The 15,207-nt window shown below is 68.9% G+C and carries 12 protein-coding genes and 1 pseudogene; 9 read left to right on the top strand and 4 right to left on the bottom strand.

Annotated elements, in window-relative coordinates:
- Nucleotides 1-3 precede the first annotated feature (3 nt).
- The 7 genes and pseudogenes from ACQKDV_RS05700 to ACQKDV_RS05670 all read left to right on the top strand — a co-directional run bounded on the left by ACQKDV_RS05700 (nucleotide 4) and on the right by ACQKDV_RS05670 (nucleotide 8,098).
- Nucleotides 4-1,410 carry an NAD(P)(+) transhydrogenase (Re/Si-specific) subunit beta gene (locus ACQKDV_RS05700; protein WP_427782810.1) on the top strand — a complete coding sequence of 469 codons (1,407 nt, stop codon included), beginning with the start codon at nucleotides 4-6 and terminating at the stop codon, nucleotides 1,408-1,410.
- A 62-nt stretch (nucleotides 1,411-1,472) separates the two neighbouring features.
- A complete protein-coding gene (locus ACQKDV_RS05695) occupies nucleotides 1,473-2,861 on the top strand; it encodes an NAD-dependent succinate-semialdehyde dehydrogenase (protein WP_427782809.1) in 1,389 nt (462 codons plus the stop codon).
- Nucleotides 2,862-2,880: 19 nt separating this feature from the next.
- On the top strand, nucleotides 2,881-3,660 hold the full coding sequence (locus ACQKDV_RS05690; RefSeq protein WP_427782808.1) for an acetoin reductase: 780 nt from the start codon (nucleotides 2,881-2,883) through the stop codon (nucleotides 3,658-3,660).
- 165 nt (nucleotides 3,661-3,825) lie between these two features.
- Nucleotides 3,826-4,224, top strand: coding sequence for a DUF2946 family protein (locus ACQKDV_RS05685; protein ID WP_427782828.1), 399 nt, complete (start codon nucleotides 3,826-3,828; stop codon nucleotides 4,222-4,224).
- 165 nt (nucleotides 4,225-4,389) lie between these two features.
- Nucleotides 4,390-5,577: pseudogene (locus ACQKDV_RS05680) on the top strand (TonB-dependent receptor); the annotation flags it as partial.
- Between the two features lie 220 nt (nucleotides 5,578-5,797).
- Nucleotides 5,798-6,184 carry a BlaI/MecI/CopY family transcriptional regulator gene (locus ACQKDV_RS05675; protein WP_427782807.1) on the top strand — a complete coding sequence of 129 codons (387 nt, stop codon included), beginning with the start codon at nucleotides 5,798-5,800 and terminating at the stop codon, nucleotides 6,182-6,184.
- Between the two features lie 3 nt (nucleotides 6,185-6,187).
- A complete protein-coding gene (locus tag ACQKDV_RS05670; RefSeq protein ID WP_427782806.1) occupies nucleotides 6,188-8,098 on the top strand; it encodes a M56 family metallopeptidase in 1,911 nt (636 codons plus the stop codon).
- Nucleotides 8,099-8,165: 67 nt separating this feature from the next.
- On the opposite strand, the gene ACQKDV_RS05665 is transcribed toward ACQKDV_RS05670, so the two are convergent.
- The 3 genes from ACQKDV_RS05665 to ACQKDV_RS05655 all read right to left on the bottom strand — a co-directional run bounded on the left by ACQKDV_RS05665 (nucleotide 8,166) and on the right by ACQKDV_RS05655 (nucleotide 12,082).
- Nucleotides 8,166-8,489 (bottom strand): I78 family peptidase inhibitor, encoded by a 324-nt coding sequence (locus ACQKDV_RS05665; RefSeq protein ID WP_427782805.1) that lies wholly within the window; start codon nucleotides 8,487-8,489, stop codon nucleotides 8,166-8,168.
- A gap of 84 nt (nucleotides 8,490-8,573) precedes the next feature.
- Nucleotides 8,574-9,596 carry a ribonuclease H-like domain-containing protein gene (locus ACQKDV_RS05660; RefSeq protein ID WP_427782804.1) on the bottom strand — a complete coding sequence of 341 codons (1,023 nt, stop codon included), beginning with the start codon at nucleotides 9,594-9,596 and terminating at the stop codon, nucleotides 8,574-8,576.
- Nucleotides 9,593-12,082, bottom strand: a complete 2,490-nt coding sequence (locus tag ACQKDV_RS05655; protein WP_427782803.1) for a DEAD/DEAH box helicase — start codon at nucleotides 12,080-12,082, stop codon at nucleotides 9,593-9,595. Before ACQKDV_RS05655 ends, ACQKDV_RS05660 begins: the two co-directional genes overlap by 4 nt.
- Nucleotides 12,083-12,346: 264 nt before the next feature.
- Between ACQKDV_RS05655 and ACQKDV_RS05650 the strand changes: the two genes are divergently transcribed.
- The gene (locus tag ACQKDV_RS05650) at nucleotides 12,347-12,799 is read left to right on the top strand and encodes a hypothetical protein (RefSeq protein ID WP_427782802.1); all 453 of its coding nucleotides are present in this window, start codon (nucleotides 12,347-12,349) and stop codon (nucleotides 12,797-12,799) included.
- Between the two features lie 37 nt (nucleotides 12,800-12,836).
- Nucleotides 12,837-13,499 (top strand): hypothetical protein, encoded by a 663-nt coding sequence (locus ACQKDV_RS05645; RefSeq protein WP_427782801.1) that lies wholly within the window; start codon nucleotides 12,837-12,839, stop codon nucleotides 13,497-13,499.
- A gap of 75 nt (nucleotides 13,500-13,574) precedes the next feature.
- Here the strand turns inward: ACQKDV_RS05645 and ACQKDV_RS05640 are convergent.
- Nucleotides 13,575-15,207 (bottom strand): hypothetical protein (locus ACQKDV_RS05640; protein WP_427782800.1); only part of this gene is annotated, 1,633 nt, incomplete at its 5' end.

Raw genomic sequence — 15,207 nt, 5'->3', positions numbered from 1 at the left:
GCCATGCTTGCGCTGCTGATCGAACTGAGCGGTTTCGCCGCCGCATTGCTGTTCATCCTGGGCCTGAAGCGGATGTCCTCGCCGGCGACCGCGCTGCGCGGCATCGTGCTGGCCGGCATCGGCATGCTGGTCGCGGTGCTCGCCGCGTTCGGCTATCTCGCGCAGGTGACGCCGCAGGCGCGCCCGCACCTGCTGACCAACCTCGGGCTGGCACTGCTGGCGCTGGTGCTCGGCACCGCCTGGGCGTGGCGCAGCGGGCGCAAGGTCGAGGTCACCGCGATGCCGCAGATGGTCGCGCTGTACAACGGCATGGGCGGCGGCGCAGCGGCGGCGGTGGGCGCGGTGGCGCTGGTCTCGGCGCATCCCCAGGACAGCACGCTGCACCTGGCGGTGACCGTGCTCGGCGCACTGATCGGTTCGGTGTCACTGTCCGGCTCGGTGATCGCCTGGGCCAAGCTCGACGGTCGCATTGCCTCCGCCTGGCGGTTCAAGGGCCAGAGTGCCTTCAACGGCGCGGTGTTCCTGGCCACGCTGGTGCTGGCCGCGCTGGTTGTGGCCGGACAGGGCGGTGGCACGGCGGCGGCGGCATTCTTCGTCGGCGCGCTCGCGTTCGGCGTGCTGATGACACTGCCGATCGGCGGCGCCGACATGCCGGTGGTGATCTCGCTGTACAACGCCTTCACCGGCCTGGCCGTGGGCCTGGAAGGCTTCGCGCTGCAGAATCCGGCACTGATGATCGCCGGCATGGTGGTCGGCTCGGCCGGTACGCTGCTCACCGTGCTGATGGCCAAGGCGATGAACCGCTCGCTTGGCAACGTGCTGTTCTCCAACTTCGGCGATGGCGCCACCGCCGCGCAGGGCGAGATTGCCGGGCGCCTGACCTCGGTCACCGTCGGCGATGCCGGGGTGGCGATGCGCTACGCCTCCAGCGTGATCATCGTGCCGGGCTACGGCCTGGCGGTGGCCCAGGCGCAGGGCCGGCTGTACGAGCTGGTCAAGCTGCTGCAGGCCGCCGATGTCGATGTGAAGTTCGCGATCCACCCGGTCGCCGGGCGCATGCCCGGGCACATGAACGTGCTGCTGGCGGAAGCCGGCGTGCCCTACGACCTGATCTACGACATGGAAGACATCAACGATGCCTTCGCCAGCACCGACGTGGCGCTGGTGATCGGCGCCAACGACGTGGTCAACCCGGCCGCGCGCACCGACAAGGCATCGCCGATCTATGGCATGCCCATCCTCAATGCCGACCAGGCGCGCCAGGTCTATGTGATCAAGCGCGGCCAGGGCAAGGGGTATGCCGGCGTGGAGAACCTTCTGTTCTACGGCGACAACTGCGACATGGTCTATGGTGATGCACAGGCCGTGCTCACCGCGATGGTCCAGGCGGTCAAGGAACTGGCCGCCTGAATCCAGGGTCGCTTCCCGATCCACCTTCGTTCCGTACTTCCCCCCCCTATCGGAGCAGAAACATGGCATACGCAACCACCAATCCGTACACCGGCCAGGTCGTCAAGACCTTCCCCAACGCCACCGACGCCGAGGTCGCCCAGGCCCTGGAGCAGGGCCACGCCGCGTTCGCGACCTGGAAGGACCTGGCCATCGCCGAACGCGTGAAGGTGCTGCAGAAGGCGGCCAGCCTCCTGCGCGCCCGCCACACCGACTACGCCACGCTGCTGACCCTGGAGATGGGCAAGCTGCTGGCCGAAGCGGAGGCAGAGGTCGAGCTCTCGGCGCAGATCCTGGAGTACTACGTCGAGAACGCCGAGGCGCTGCTCGCGCCGGAGAAACTGCCGAGCCGGCATCCCTCCTACACCGAGGCCTGGGTCGAGCACGAGCCGCAGGGCATCCTGCTGGCGATCGAGCCGTGGAATTTCCCGTACTACCAGATCGTGCGCATCGCCGCGCCGCAGCTGGCCGCCGGCAACGTGCTGATCCTCAAGCACGCCTCGAACGTGCCGCAGTGCGCGGCGGCGTTCGAGGCGCTGTTCCGCGAGGCCGGCCTGCCCGAGGGGGGATTCAGGAACCTCTATGCCACCCGTGACCAGATCCAGACGATCATCGAAGATCCGCGCGTCCACGGCGTGGCGCTGACCGGCTCGGAAGGCGCCGGTGCGATCGTCGCGGCGCAGGCCGGCAATGCGCTGAAGAAGTCGACCATGGAACTGGGCGGCGCCGACGCCTTCGTGGTGCTGGCCGACGCCGACCTGGACAAGGCCGCGCAGTGGGCGGTGACCGGGCGCCACTGGAACAGCGGGCAGGTGTGCTGCTCGTCCAAGCGCATCATCGTGGTCGATGAGATCTACGATGCCTTCCTGCAGAAGTACAAGGCCGGCGTTGCCGCGCTCAAGGCCGGCGATCCGATGGACCCGTCCACCACGCTGGCGCCGCTGTCCTCGCAGGGCGCGCTGGAGGACCTGCAGCGGCAGGTGGAGCAGGCCGTCGCGCACGGTGCGCAGGTGGAGGTCCTCGGTGCGGAGGTCCCGTCCACCGGCGCGTTCTTCCGGCCGGTGCTGCTGACCATGGCCGAGGACAACCCGGCCTACGGCTGGGAGTTCTTCGGCCCGGTCTCGCAGGTGATCTGCGCCCGCGACGAGGCCGACGCGGTCCGCATCGCCAACGACTCGCCGTTCGGCCTGGGCGGCTCGGTGTTCACCCGTGACATCCCGCACGGCATCAAGGTGGCGCAGAAGATCTCCACCGGCATGGTCTACATCAACCACCCGACCGGCGTGGCCGCGGACCTGCCCTTCGGTGGCGTGCGCCGCTCCGGCTACGGCCGTGAGCTGGTCGGCCTGGGTATCAAGGAATTCGTCAACCACAAGCTGATCGCAGTGACCGACATCGACGGTGCGTTCTAGCGTCAAAGGAGCAATGGCAATGGCAATCAATGGAAAGGTCGCGCTGGTCACCGGCGCGGCCCAGGGCATCGGCCGCGGCATCGCGCTGCGGCTGGCCCGCGAGGGGGCGGACCTGGTGCTGGTGGACCTGGATCTGGCCAAGCTGCAGGCGGTGGCCGATGAGGTCTGGGAAATGGGACGGCGCGCCACGCACGTCGTCGCCGACGTGGGCGACCGTGAGCAGGTGTTCGCTGCCGTCGCGCACGCCGAAGCCGAGCTGGGCGGGCTGGACATCATGGTCAACAACGCCGGCATCGCCCAGGTCAAACCGCTGGCCGAGGTCACCGCCGAGGAGGTCGAACGGATCTACCGGGTGAACGTGCAGGGCACGCTGTGGGGCATCCAGGCTGCAGCGGCCAGCTTCAAGGCACGTGGCCGCAAGGGCAAGATCATCAACGCCAGCTCGATCGCCGGGCATGAAGGCTACGCCCTGCTGGGGGTGTATTCCTCGACCAAGTTCGCGGTGCGCGCGCTGACCCAGGCCGCAGCCAAGGAACTGGCGGCCGACGGCATCACCGTCAACGCCTACTGCCCGGGCGTGGTCGGCACCGACATGTGGGTGGAGATCGACAAGCGCATGGCCGAAGTCACCGGCGCGGCGATCGGCGAGACCTACGCGAAGTTTGTCGGCGGGATCGCGCTCGGCCGCGCCGAGACGCCCGACGACGTGGCCGCCTTCGTCGCCTTCCTGGCCGGCCCGGATTCGGATTACATGACCGGGCAGGCGCCGCTGATCGACGGCGGGCTCGTGTTCCGCTGAGGGTAGCGAACGGCACAGCACACGGCCGCCCGGGGCAGGGAACCGCCCCCGGCGGCCGTGTTGTTGAAGCACCCCGTACAGGGCTGCCGCACAGTCGTGCCCTACAATGCACGCGTGCGCCCCGTGCCCTTCCACAGCAGCCTCAGCCTGATGGCGGTCATCGCCGTGCTGCTCATCCTGCTTGCCCCGCTGGTAAGCCGGTGGCTGGCGCACGGCACGGAACAGCCGCCGGAGCCGCCGGTGCTGGCGGTCCCGCACAGCACGCCGGCGATGCACATGCCGGGCGACCCTGCCCATCATCATGCGATGGCCGCAGATGCGGGCGCACATGACCCGCATGACGTCTCCACGACGACCCGCACCGATACCCATGCCGGCCATGACATGGGCGTGGAGTGCGATTACTGCCTGATTGCAGCACGCATGATCAGCCTGCTGGTGGCGCTGCTCATGGCGCTGATCGGCTGGCGCCCGCCGCGCTTTGCCGTGGTCTGGACGCGCCGTTGGGTTGGCCGCGTCGCTGCCGGGCATCTGGGGGCCCGCGGGCCGCCACGGTTGGCCTGATCGTCCGCGCCCACCGCGTGGACGGATGACCTCTGCGGATGCTGCCCAACGCCTGCGCCTGACGGCACGGGCGTGCGCGCGTTTCCCCGATTCCCGCGTCTCCCGCCTCATGGCGGGCGGCGCTGCGTGCCATGACCATGACCCGGATCTCTTTCCATACCCCACATCTGCTCAGCCTGGCCACCGCGCTCGGCTGCCTTTCCTTTGTTCCCACCCGCGCGCGCGCAGGACGGCACCGCACTCACCCTGGGCACCGTCCAGGTGAGCGGCGACGGTTTCCGGGAGCGCCCCATCCGCTCGATTTGCAGTTCGGTGGACGTCATCGGCGGAGACCTGCTGCAGTCGCAGCGGGTCGAACACAGCTGGGAGCTGCTGATGAACGCGCTCGGCGTGCAGGTGACCCAGTTCAAGATGGGCACCGATGCGGGCCGGTTCTCGTTCCGCGGCTTCAACGGCGAAGGCCGCATCAACGCTGTGAAGCTGCTGATCGATGGCATCCCCAGCAACGACAATGCCGGTGGCATGCCCTACCTCGATGCCGTCTGGCCGCTGGACATCACCGCCATCGACATCGTGCGCGGAACCAACGATGCGCGTTACGGCCTCAACGCCATTGCCGGCGACGTCAACGTGGTCACCCGCCAGGGTGGCAATGACGGCCAGCTGAGCGTGACCGCCGGCAGCTTCGGCACGCAGGATCTGCAGCTGGCCAAAGGCTTCGAGTACGGACCGTGGTCGCAGAACTACTTCATCGGCTGGCGCCAGTCCGCCGGCGAACGCGACCATGCCGATGCAACCCAGCGCAGCTTCGCGGGCAAATGGTTCTACACCGACCCGGACGGCGCCTGGCGCGGCGGCCTGACCACCCGTTACTACAGGAACGCGGCACTGGAAGCGGGCTACCTGAGCTACGCCGAACTGCAGGCCGATCCAACATAGTCGCCCGCTTACGCCAGGGAAGACCGCAGCGAACGCGAGACCCGGCAGACTGCATTGCACGTCGACGGCCGCATCGGCACTGACTGGACGTGGGCCGCCAAGGCCTACCAGAACGACTACCGCAACCAGCGCTGGGTCACCTTCACCGAAGGCGGCGCGCAGCAGGAACGGTTCAACGATGAAACCCATCGTGGGCTGATTTTCAACACGACGTGGCGCCCGCACACCGCGCTGGCCGAACTGGTTGTGGATGCCGGCGCGGATGGACAGTGGCAGGACAACATCGCCCAGCGCTTCCGCACCGTGCAGCGGCAGGCCACTCTGCGCGACTGGGATTTCGATCTGGAGACCCGCGGTGCCTACGTGCAGGCGGTGATCCGTCCGATCGACCGGCTGAAGCTGGTGCCGGCCTTTCTAAAAATTGTCGGTCTATTGAACACGTGCGGCCTTTCCAACGCCGCATTACGTCAGACTTTCCCGAAATTGTTTGAATGTTTGTAGCAAGCGACAATCTTTACGCCGCTGAATAAGGTCACTCTCCCCAAACCGTTCGTCGGCCCATGACTTCCGAGGGGTTGACTACAGCTGTCGTCAAGCAGACAGTAGCTACACGTGTAGTCAATGGAGTGGTGTCATGCGTGGCAAGACCATCGGGGACCAGGAACTGGCCCTGCTGCAGTACATCGATGAACATGCGCCGGCCAGCGTCGGTGAGGTCGCCAGTGGCTACGGCGAGGCCCGTGGGCTGGCCCGTTCCACCGTGCTGACGATGATGGAGCGGCTGCGTGCCAAAGGGTATCTTCAGCGCGAGCAGCAGGAAGGGGTCTACCGCTACCAGGCCACCCGTGGCCCGGACAGCGTGCTGCAGGGCGCCGTGGCCCAGTTCGTCGACAACACCCTGCAGGGCTCGGTGTCGCCGTTCGTGGCCTACCTGTCGCAGCGCCAGGAAGTCAGTGAGAACGAGCTGGCCGAACTGGAAGCACTGGTCGCCCAACTTCAATCGCGTCGCCACGAGGGCTGAGCCATGGACACCACGATGCTGATTCCGCTGTTGGAACGTCTGGGCTGGACCAGCCTGCAGACCGTGCTGCTGGTGGCCCTGGTGTACGGGCTGTGCCGCGCGCTGCCGTCGCTGTCGGCCAGCACCCGCTGCCGCCTCTGGTGGCTGGTGTCGCTGCAGGCGGTGGTGGGCCTGTTCTGGAGCCAGCCGTTGCAGTTGGCCTGGCTGCCGGCGCCCCAAGCCGTGGCGATGACCGCCACCGATCTGGCCGCCGATGCGATCCATCCGATGGCGCCGGAGGCGTCGGCGCAGCTGTTGGCAGCGGCACCGATCGATCAGGCCCATGACATCGCGGCGTCCATCGGCAACGGCGCATCGCCGATGGCCGGGTGGGCGCTGGCGCTGGGCGCGCTGTGGCTGTCCGGCGTGCTGCTGATGGCCTGGCGTACCTTCGGCGAGTGGCGGCAGTGCCGCGCGCTGCTGGCGGCCTCGCATCCCTGCGAAGATGCCGCACTGGTGCAGGCGCTGCAGCTGGCCGCTGATGCCCACGGCCTGCGCCGCGCCCCGCGCCTGTGGATGAGCGAGCAGGTGGATGCGCCGCAGCTGGTTGGGCCGCTACGCCCGGTGCTGCTGCTGCCGGCCGGTGCCACTGCGCTGCAGGGCGATGCGCTGGATCTGGCGCTGACCCACGAGCTGCAGCACATGCAGCGCCGCGACCTGCAGTGGGGCCTGCTGCCTGCACTGGCCCAGCACCTGTTCTTCTTCCACCCGCTGTTGCGCCTGGCCGTACGCGAATACGCACAGGCCCGCGAGGAAGCGGTGGATGCGGCGGTGGTTGGGCAGCACGGTGCCAGCCGCCATGCCTATGGCCGTCTGTTGCTGCAGCTGGGTGTGGCGCCGCAGCCGCACCTGGGCGTGGCCAGCGCTGCGCCCAGCACCACCAGTCTCAAACGTCGCTTGTTGAGCCTGCAGCCGCGCCGTGCCTGCCCGCGCATCCTCGCCTTCGGCCTGACCGCCGTGGTGCTGGCGGTGGGGGTGGCGCCGATGCGTCTGGTGGCTGCTCCGATTCCGCCAGCGCCCCCTGCACCCCCGCCGGCGCCGGCAGCACCCGCCGCGCCGGCCGCACCCGCGGTGCCTGCCACCGCCCCCCACATGGTGATGCCGCCGCCTGCCGCCCCGGCTGCCCCCGCAGCGCCGCCGGCACCCCCGGCTCCCCCTGTGGACGACGAGGATGGCGACGACAGCTACACCACCGTGGGCCAGCTGCACCTCAGCAACGACCTGGAACGTGGCCACGTGCTGATCGACCACGGCCGCAGCTATGCCAACGCCACCCTCGATGACATCAAGCAGGCGCGCCATGATGTCGGCCGCGATGGCCCGGTGCTGTGGTTCCGCGAAGGCAGCAAGCGCTACGCCGTACGTGACCCTGCACTGATCGAACCGCTGCAGCGCGTCTATGCGCAGTCGGCCGAACTGGGCCGGCAGCAGGGCCAGCTCGGCCGCGAGCAGGGCGCACTGGGGCGCCAGCAGGGTGAACTGGGTCGCAAGCAGGCCGTGCACGCCCGGGAAATCAGCCGTGCGGCAACGCAGGCCGCCAGCAAGGCCCTGCGCGAAACCGACATCAACCGTCAGGCCGCGGCCGAGGCGGCCAGGGCGATAAGCGGGTCGATGGATGACGCCGCGATTGCCCGCCAGGCGGCTGCCGAGGCGCGTCTGGCGATGCGCGAAGTGCAGGCCGTGCAGGACGCGCACAGCAAGGACATCAGCGAACTGGCCGACCAGCAGGCCCAGCTGGGCCTGCGCCAGGCGGCGCTGGGCAACAAGCAGGCAGCGTTGGGCGAACAGCAGGCCCGTGTGCAGGCGCAGGCGTCGGCACAGGTGAAGCAGGTGATCGCCCGCGCGATGGCCAGTGGCAAGGCGCAGCAACTCTGATACGGCTTGCCGGCCAGCGGCCGGCACTACCCCATCTCCTGGTAGTGCCGGCCGCTGGCCGGCAACATCAGCCGCAGCTGGCGCGTTCGATCTTGTTCTGTGCATCCACGTGCACGGTTACCCGGTCCTGGCGGAAATCCATCGTCACCGCCATGCCCGGCTTGACCACCCGCGCGTTGCGCGCACCGCTGTCGGCCACCAGTTTCTTGATCGTGGCCTCGTCGGCGGTCTTGCCGGTGAATGCTTCCAGCGCCTCGGGGCGGCATTCGTGCGGACCCTCGGCACCCTTGGCCGGCAGGGGGCCGGTATCAGCAGTGCTGCTGGTACCCGCATGGCTGCAGGCGGCAAGCGGGAGGATGCTGGCCAGCAGCAACAGGGTTGTAGGGCGCATGGGCACGGCTCCGGTGAAGGGACAGCGGGCAGTGTCGCCGCTGCGCGTGTCAGTGGTGTCAACGCCGCCTGAATCCGCGCCCGGCTAGGGCTGCACCAGCGCCAGCGTTTCGCGCTCGCGCTGTTCCTCGCGGATCAGCCGCTGCAGCAGCAGGGCCAGGGTCACCACGTCCTGGTGGTTGTGGTCGGCCACGCGGCGCAGGTTCACCGCATCGCCGCCGCGCAGGTAACGCAGCCACGCAGCGGGTGCTTCCGAGCCGGGCAGGTCGTCCTCACGCACCACGCGCAGCAGCTGGCGTTCGATGGTGGACAGCTTGCAGTTTTCCCAGCTGCCGCGATAACGGCGGCGTGTGGGGTAGAGCAGATCCACATGTTCCAGCGCGGTGATCGGGTCGCGCTGCCGGGCCAGCCGGTAGCGGGCCTTCAGCAGCGGCGCATCGTAGCTGCGGCCGTTGTAGCTGCAGAACACCGTGGACGGCTGCAGCCAGCTGGCGAAGGTGGCCAGCATCGCGTCCTCGGCGGCCATGGTGGACATCAGCAGCTGGCGGATGCGCAGGCCTTCGCCGCGCTGCGGGCACACATGCCAGTCGGCGGCGCCGATCATGAAGGCGCGGGTACCGGTGCCACCGGCCAGGCCGGTGGTTTCGGTATCGAAGAACAGCAGGTCGCGCGCGGCCACGTGCTCGCCGTCGCGGCGCGCGAAATCCAGCGACAACGGTTGCGGTGGAATCGCCTGTGGCTGCAGCGATTCGATCAGGAACAGGCCGGGCGCGATCTCCTCGCCGGGCAGTTGCCGGTCCTGCGCGATGGCCCGCAGCGGGGCGGCGGTACCGCGCGTGCGCAGGCCGAGCAGGCGATGCAGGCCGCCCACTTCAGGCCGCCGCAGCGCGGCCGGCGCCGTGGCAGGTGCCGCCGTGCCGGTTGGCTTGTGGCGGATCTCCTGTTCCACCCAGGCAAACACCGAACGTTCGGCTGCGGGTTGCCGTGCATCGTTGGCGGCTACCGGAGCCGGTGCTGCCGGCGGCGGCTCGGGCGCGGCGGGCGTGCCCGCCTTCGGGTCGCCGGCCTGCTTCCGCAGCAGGCGCAGTTTGTCCAGGCTCAGGCTCACGGTGCCAGCAGTTCCATCGGGTCGCGCACGGTCACCACCACGTCGCGCACCTGCTGGCATGCTTCGGCATCAAACAGATCCAGCACGCGCAGCGCCAGCGCACGTGGCGAGGTTTCATCTTCTTCCTGCGCGGCCAGCACCGGGCCGACGCAGGCGGGGCAGCCGGCCTTGCAGTCGCAGCGCTGCACCAGCTCGCGTGCGCGCTGCACCAGTTCGGCCTGGCGCTGCCACAGCGGCTCACTCAGGCCGACGCCGCCGGGGAAATTGTCGTACAGGTACACGGTGGGCACGAATTCCTGCAGCAGCTCGACGATGCCGGGATCACCCTCGCCACCGCGCAGCTGGCCACGACCGGTCTGGTCGGCAATCGCGAACCAGGAACCATCGCCGTTGCCGACCGACTTCTGCAGGTCGCGCGCATCGGCCATCACCGCCACGGTAGCGACGATGTGCAGTGCGTAGGCGGCGCCGAGGAAGCCATCCAGCGCATCCTGCTTGCTGGCGAACGCGCGCAGCAGCAGCGCCTGTGGCAGCTGCCACCACACCGCAGTTGTATGCAGTTCCTGGTCGGGCAGGTTGACCGGGCCGTAGCCGATGTTCTCGTGCGTGTAGTAGCGGATCTTCTTGTAGCCCGCCACGCGGCGCACCACGTGCACTTCGCCATGGTGCGAATCGCCACGGCCGGCCACGCCGCCATCGAAGCGGTCCAGCACCTTGAGCTTGGTGAAGTCGATGCTGTCGGTGTAGTAGTCCACATGCGTGCGCGTGACGTAGGCCTTGCGGCCCTCCCAGTCCAGCGTTTCCACCTGGTACGGGGTGGACTGCACCATGTGGATGGCACCTTCGTACAACGTGAGCGCAGCAGCTGAATAGTCGACCTCGGCGATGATCTGCTGGCGGCCATCGCTGCGGTCGACCACCACGAAGTTGCCATCGGCCACCGCGCGCAGGCTGACCGCGTTGGCCGGGTAGCTGTCGGCGATCCATTCCCAGCGCTCGCCCTCGCGGTGGATGACTTCGGTTTCGGCCAGCGCCTCCAGGAACACGTCCGGATCGATCGGGCCGAAGCCATCGCCGACCCGGAACGGCAGTTCGAAGGCGGCACAGCGGATGTGGTCGAACAGGATCAGTGGCTGGTCCGGGGCGATGCGCGCGTGTTCGGGCGAAGCCTCTGCGAAGAAATCCGGATGGCGCACCACGTACTGGTCCAGCGGCTGCGAGCTGGCCACCATCACCCCCAGCGCGGGCTGCTGGCGGCGACCGGCGCGGCCGAAGCGCTGCCAGGTGGCGGCCACGCTGCCGGGGTAGCCATTGAGGATGACCACGTCCAGGCTGCCGATATCCACGCCCAGTTCCAGCGCCGAGGTGCTGACGATGCCGTCGATGTTGCCCGCGCGCATCGCCCGCTCGGTCTCGCGGCGCTCGGTGGGCAGGTAGCCACCACGGTAGGCGCGGATGCGTGGCGGCTTTCGCGGGTCGTGGTCGAAGATGTCCTTCAGGTACTTGGTCAGCACTTCCACCATCAACCGCGTCTGCGCGAATACCAGGGTCTTCAACCCGGATTTGATCGCGATGCGCGCGATGCGGTTGCTCTGCGAACGTGCCGAGGCACGCAGGCCCAGATCCGGGTTGATCACCGGCGGGTTCCACAGCAGCACCTGCTTGGGCCCGCTGGGCGCGCCGGATTCGGTGATGGCGGTGACCGGCGCCTCGATCAGGGCCTCGGCATGCGCCTGCGGGTTGCCGATGGTGGCCGAGCACAGGATGAACTGCGGTTGCACGCCATAGAACGCGCAGATGCGCTTGAGCCGGCGCAGCACGTTGGTGACGTGGCTGCCGAACACGCCGCGGTAGGTATGCACTTCGTCGATGACGATGTAGCGCAGGTTCTCGAAGAACTGCGCCCACTTGGTGTGGTGGGGCAGGATGGCCTGGTGCAGCATGTCCGGGTTGGACACCACGATGTCGCCGTGCAGGCGGATGGCCTGGCGTGCATCGCCGGGGGTGTCGCCGTCGAAGGTGAAGGCCTTGACCCCCAGATCACCCGCGCGGTTGAGTTCCAGCAGTTCGGCCACCTGGTCCTGGGCCAGCGCCTTGGTCGGGAACAGGTACAGCGCCTTGGCTTTGTCCTGCATGGCCGCGCTGACCACCGGCAGGGTGTAGCACAGCGACTTGCCGCTGGCGGTGGGGGTGACGATGGCCACGTGCTCGCCGCGCTGGCTGGCCTCCCACGCTTCGGCCTGGTGGCTGTACAGCTGCTCGATGCCGCGTGCCTTCAGTGCGGCGGCCAGGGCGGGCGGCACCGAAGCGGGAATGGGCGCGTAGCGGCCCTCGCGACCGGGAATGGCGAAGCTGCCATTGATGCGGTCGTGGTAGCGGCGCTGCAGGCGCGCACTGAGCAGGGCGCCATCGCGCGCGGGCAGGCCGTCGCGGGTGGCGAGCTTCTGCTCGGCGTCGGCAGTGCGCTTGGCGAGTTCGTAGGCCATGGAAGAGAGAGCCAGGACGGATTGCGAGGGGTCACATGGCACCACAGATGGGTCTCAGGGTGTGAGACCGCGCGCCGGGATGCAGTAAACCATTCAGTACGTGGGCCCGCGCGCGCACGGCAGGGCATCGGCAATCGCGGGCTGAACGCCTGTCCCCGGGAAAACGAAATCTGAAGCCGCGATGCGTATCCTCGGGAGTTGGACGCAACAGACAGGGCAACGGCTGTGGCACGACGGAAACTGCAGGGAGCACTTCTGGCCGGCATGATGCTGGCCGTCACCGCGCACGCGCAGCAGGCCGCACCGGTGCCCGAACCGGCGCCGGCAACCGGGATACCGGCCGCCGAGGCCGCCGCGCCGCCACAGGGCGACGTCACCACCTTGGGCGAAGTGCGGGCGCTGAAACCCGAAGACGACGAGCCGCTGGACCTGTACCGCTTCAAGAATCCGGTGAAGTTCGGCGATAACCGCTTCAGCCGTGACTGGAGCGAGCCGCCGTCGCCCGAACAGGTGAGCCTGAGTGGCGGCTACATCATGATGGGCGTGGTGAAAGGCCTGACCGCCGCGGGCAAAGGCCTGAACAAGCTTACCGGTGGACCGGACCAGATCCAGTCCGCCATTGCCCGGCCGCCGCCGGAGCTGAGTGCCGAACAGCAGCGGCGCGCGCTTCAGTTCTGCGAGCAGCAGGATGGCTGCGGTGCGTCGGTCGGGAAGTAGGCGCTATCCTGCCGTCTTTCGACCCGAGGCTGCCTGGATGCTGCTGCGTTCCTTCTTTCTGCTTGCCACGCTGAGCCCGCTGGCCGCTGCAGCCAGCGGTCTGGCTGACGATGGCTCCTGCCGCAATGGCGCTTTCCCTTCCGGACAATCGGATTTCGCCGTTGCCAAGGTGGTGGGCACGCCGCGCCTGTACCTGCTGGGTGACCTGGACGGCTGCCCGGCCAAGGGCGAGCCCGCCTGCCGCCAGCGCAGCTATGTGGTGAGCGGCGATACGGTGGTGACCGGCCGCGACCTCGGCCCGTACCGCTGCGCCTTCTTCCCCAACAAGGTGGGCGGCAGTGCCGGCTGGGTGGACCGCAGCAAGCTGCAGCCGGTAGCGCAGGTGACGCCCACGTTGCAGGGCTGGGCCGGCGACTGGAAAGATGGCGACAACGGCCTGCAGATCCGGGTGCGCGGCAGCCAGCTGCTGGTGGACGGCGATGCGTACTGGCCCTCGGCCAACCCGTCGCTGGCCGAACGGCCGGGCGGCCCGCACATCGGCGCGGTGAGTGCATCGGCCACACCGCGCGGCAGCCAGGTGGATTTCGTCGAGGACAGCTGCAAGGTGCACGCGCAATTGCTGGGCGATGTGCTGGTGGTGTCGGACAACAGCGAATGTGGCGGCATGAACGTCCGCTTCAACGGCGTATACCGGAAGTAGATCCACGCCATGCGTGGATGCTTCATGGGTGGGGGTCAGAGCCCTTTCGCGTGCGAAGGGGATCCGGCCCCGGGCTCAGCGCCGCCGTTCCAGCCACCACAGCAGCGAGGCGCACAGCACGAACGCCAGCCACCACGGCCAGCGCGAGCCTGGCACCGGCTGCATCACCGCGCGACTGGCAGGCATGGCCGACGCCAACGCCTGCGCCGTCGCGTCGAACATCGACTGCCGGTGCAGGGGCGCGGCCTCCTCCGCATCGAACACGTAGCGCCAGACGGTCGCCTCGCCGTGCTGCAGGCGATGCCAGCCTGCCGTGCGCGGCCACCAACCGGCGCAGCGCAGGGATGATGGGGTGCCATCCACCACCAGTGGCACGCCTGCACCCTTCGCATCGAACGCCTGCAGCGGTGCCTGCACGCCGCACAGGGCGACGCGCTCGCCCATCCAGGCCTGTGCCTGCGGCGACCACAATGCATCCGTGCCGGCCTGCGCGCGGGCCAATGTCGCCATCACGCCGCTCCACAGCTCACCGTGGCGATCATCGCGACCGGCCAGCACCCAGCGCCAGCTGTCGGTAATCGGCAGCAGGCCGATGCGGCCCTTGCCGGCGCTGCGCCAGCCACCCAGTGCCTGTCCTGCACGATCGTGCAGCAGGGCGTTGCTGCCGATGGGCTGCAGATCCAGAGCTTCCAGCGAAGGCAGGGCCGCGCTGTGCGAACTGCGGTCGGCTGCTTCGCCGTCGGTGGTGGGCAGGGTGGCCGAGTCCATGGGGCCGCGGCGTGCGGACAGCAGGGCGCTCTCGCCGTCGCCAGGCAGTTCGACGGCATGGCTGCTGCCATCGCCCTGCAGCGGCAGACCGAGATCGCGCAGGCGCAGGCGCGCGCTGGCCGACGGTGCACCGGCGCTGCGCACCAGCACGCCGAGGCCATCGCGCAGGGCCTGGCGCACTGCGGCAACCTGCCCGCCATTGAGTGCGGCCAGGCTGCGTTCGTCCAGCAGCAGCAGATCGCTGCGCGTCAGCGTGTTGGCATCCAGTGCCACTGCGCCATCGCCCACGCTCAGCCCGGCGCCGGTATCGGCCTGTACCTGCACGCGCAGGCCGGCATCGGTGGCCCAGCGGCGCAGGTACTTCAGCTCCGGCCCAGGCGCGCTGGCACGCACCAGCAGGCGCAGCGGTGGCGCGGCCAGCGTCTGCTGTGGCACCGGCACGCTGTCCAGCACATGAGCCTGTGCATCCAGCAGGCGCAGATGGAACACGCTGCGCCCCGGCGCACGGGCGATGCCACTGAGCCGCACGCTGCCATCGGCGGCTACTGCGCCTCGATCAACCACGGTATCGGCCGGGTCCAGCAGTTCCGCGCGCCCACCGCTTGCGCCACGCGCCTGTGCGTACACGTCGAAGCGCGCGCCGGGCGCCGCATCGGTCGGGGGCTGCAGCGCGATCCAGCCATGCGGCAGGGGTGAAGCCTGCCACCGCACGGTCGTTGGCAGGACCGCATCGCGGTCACGTGCAGCCAGGCCCGCGCCGACCAAGGTCAGCGTGGATGCCGGATGCTGGCGCAGTGCCGTGGCCAGGTCGGGAACGCGTTGGCCGCCAGCGGCATCCGCCGCTTCCGGCAACAGCAGCAGCGGGCCATCACTGGCTGGCAATGCACCGGCTGCGGCCGCATCCGCCGTGAGCACCACCACGCCGCCCGCAGGCCGCTGC

Source organism: Stenotrophomonas sp. NPDC077659 (assembly GCF_050268705.1).
Lineage (GTDB): Bacteria > Pseudomonadota > Gammaproteobacteria > Xanthomonadales > Xanthomonadaceae > Stenotrophomonas.
This window is presented reverse-complemented; position numbering and strand designations above follow the sequence as displayed.

What these genes read in the sequence shown, in the direction of transcription:
- ACQKDV_RS05700 (WP_427782810.1), top strand. Translation starts at nt 4, where the DNA reads ATGCTTGCGCTGCTGATCGAACTGAGCGGTTTCGCCGCCGCATTGCTG.
- ACQKDV_RS05695 (WP_427782809.1), top strand. Translation starts at nt 1,473, where the DNA reads ATGGCATACGCAACCACCAATCCGTACACCGGCCAGGTCGTCAAGACC.
- ACQKDV_RS05690 (WP_427782808.1), top strand. Translation starts at nt 2,881, where the DNA reads ATGGCAATCAATGGAAAGGTCGCGCTGGTCACCGGCGCGGCCCAGGGC.
- ACQKDV_RS05675 (WP_427782807.1), top strand. Translation starts at nt 5,798, where the DNA reads ATGCGTGGCAAGACCATCGGGGACCAGGAACTGGCCCTGCTGCAGTAC.
- ACQKDV_RS05670 (WP_427782806.1), top strand. Translation starts at nt 6,188, where the DNA reads ATGGACACCACGATGCTGATTCCGCTGTTGGAACGTCTGGGCTGGACC.
- ACQKDV_RS05665 (WP_427782805.1), bottom strand. Translation starts at nt 8,489, where the DNA reads ATGCGCCCTACAACCCTGTTGCTGCTGGCCAGCATCCTCCCGCTTGCC.
- ACQKDV_RS05655 (WP_427782803.1), bottom strand. Translation starts at nt 12,082, where the DNA reads ATGGCCTACGAACTCGCCAAGCGCACTGCCGACGCCGAGCAGAAGCTC.
- ACQKDV_RS05650 (WP_427782802.1), top strand. Translation starts at nt 12,347, where the DNA reads ATGATGCTGGCCGTCACCGCGCACGCGCAGCAGGCCGCACCGGTGCCC.
- ACQKDV_RS05645 (WP_427782801.1), top strand. Translation starts at nt 12,837, where the DNA reads ATGCTGCTGCGTTCCTTCTTTCTGCTTGCCACGCTGAGCCCGCTGGCC.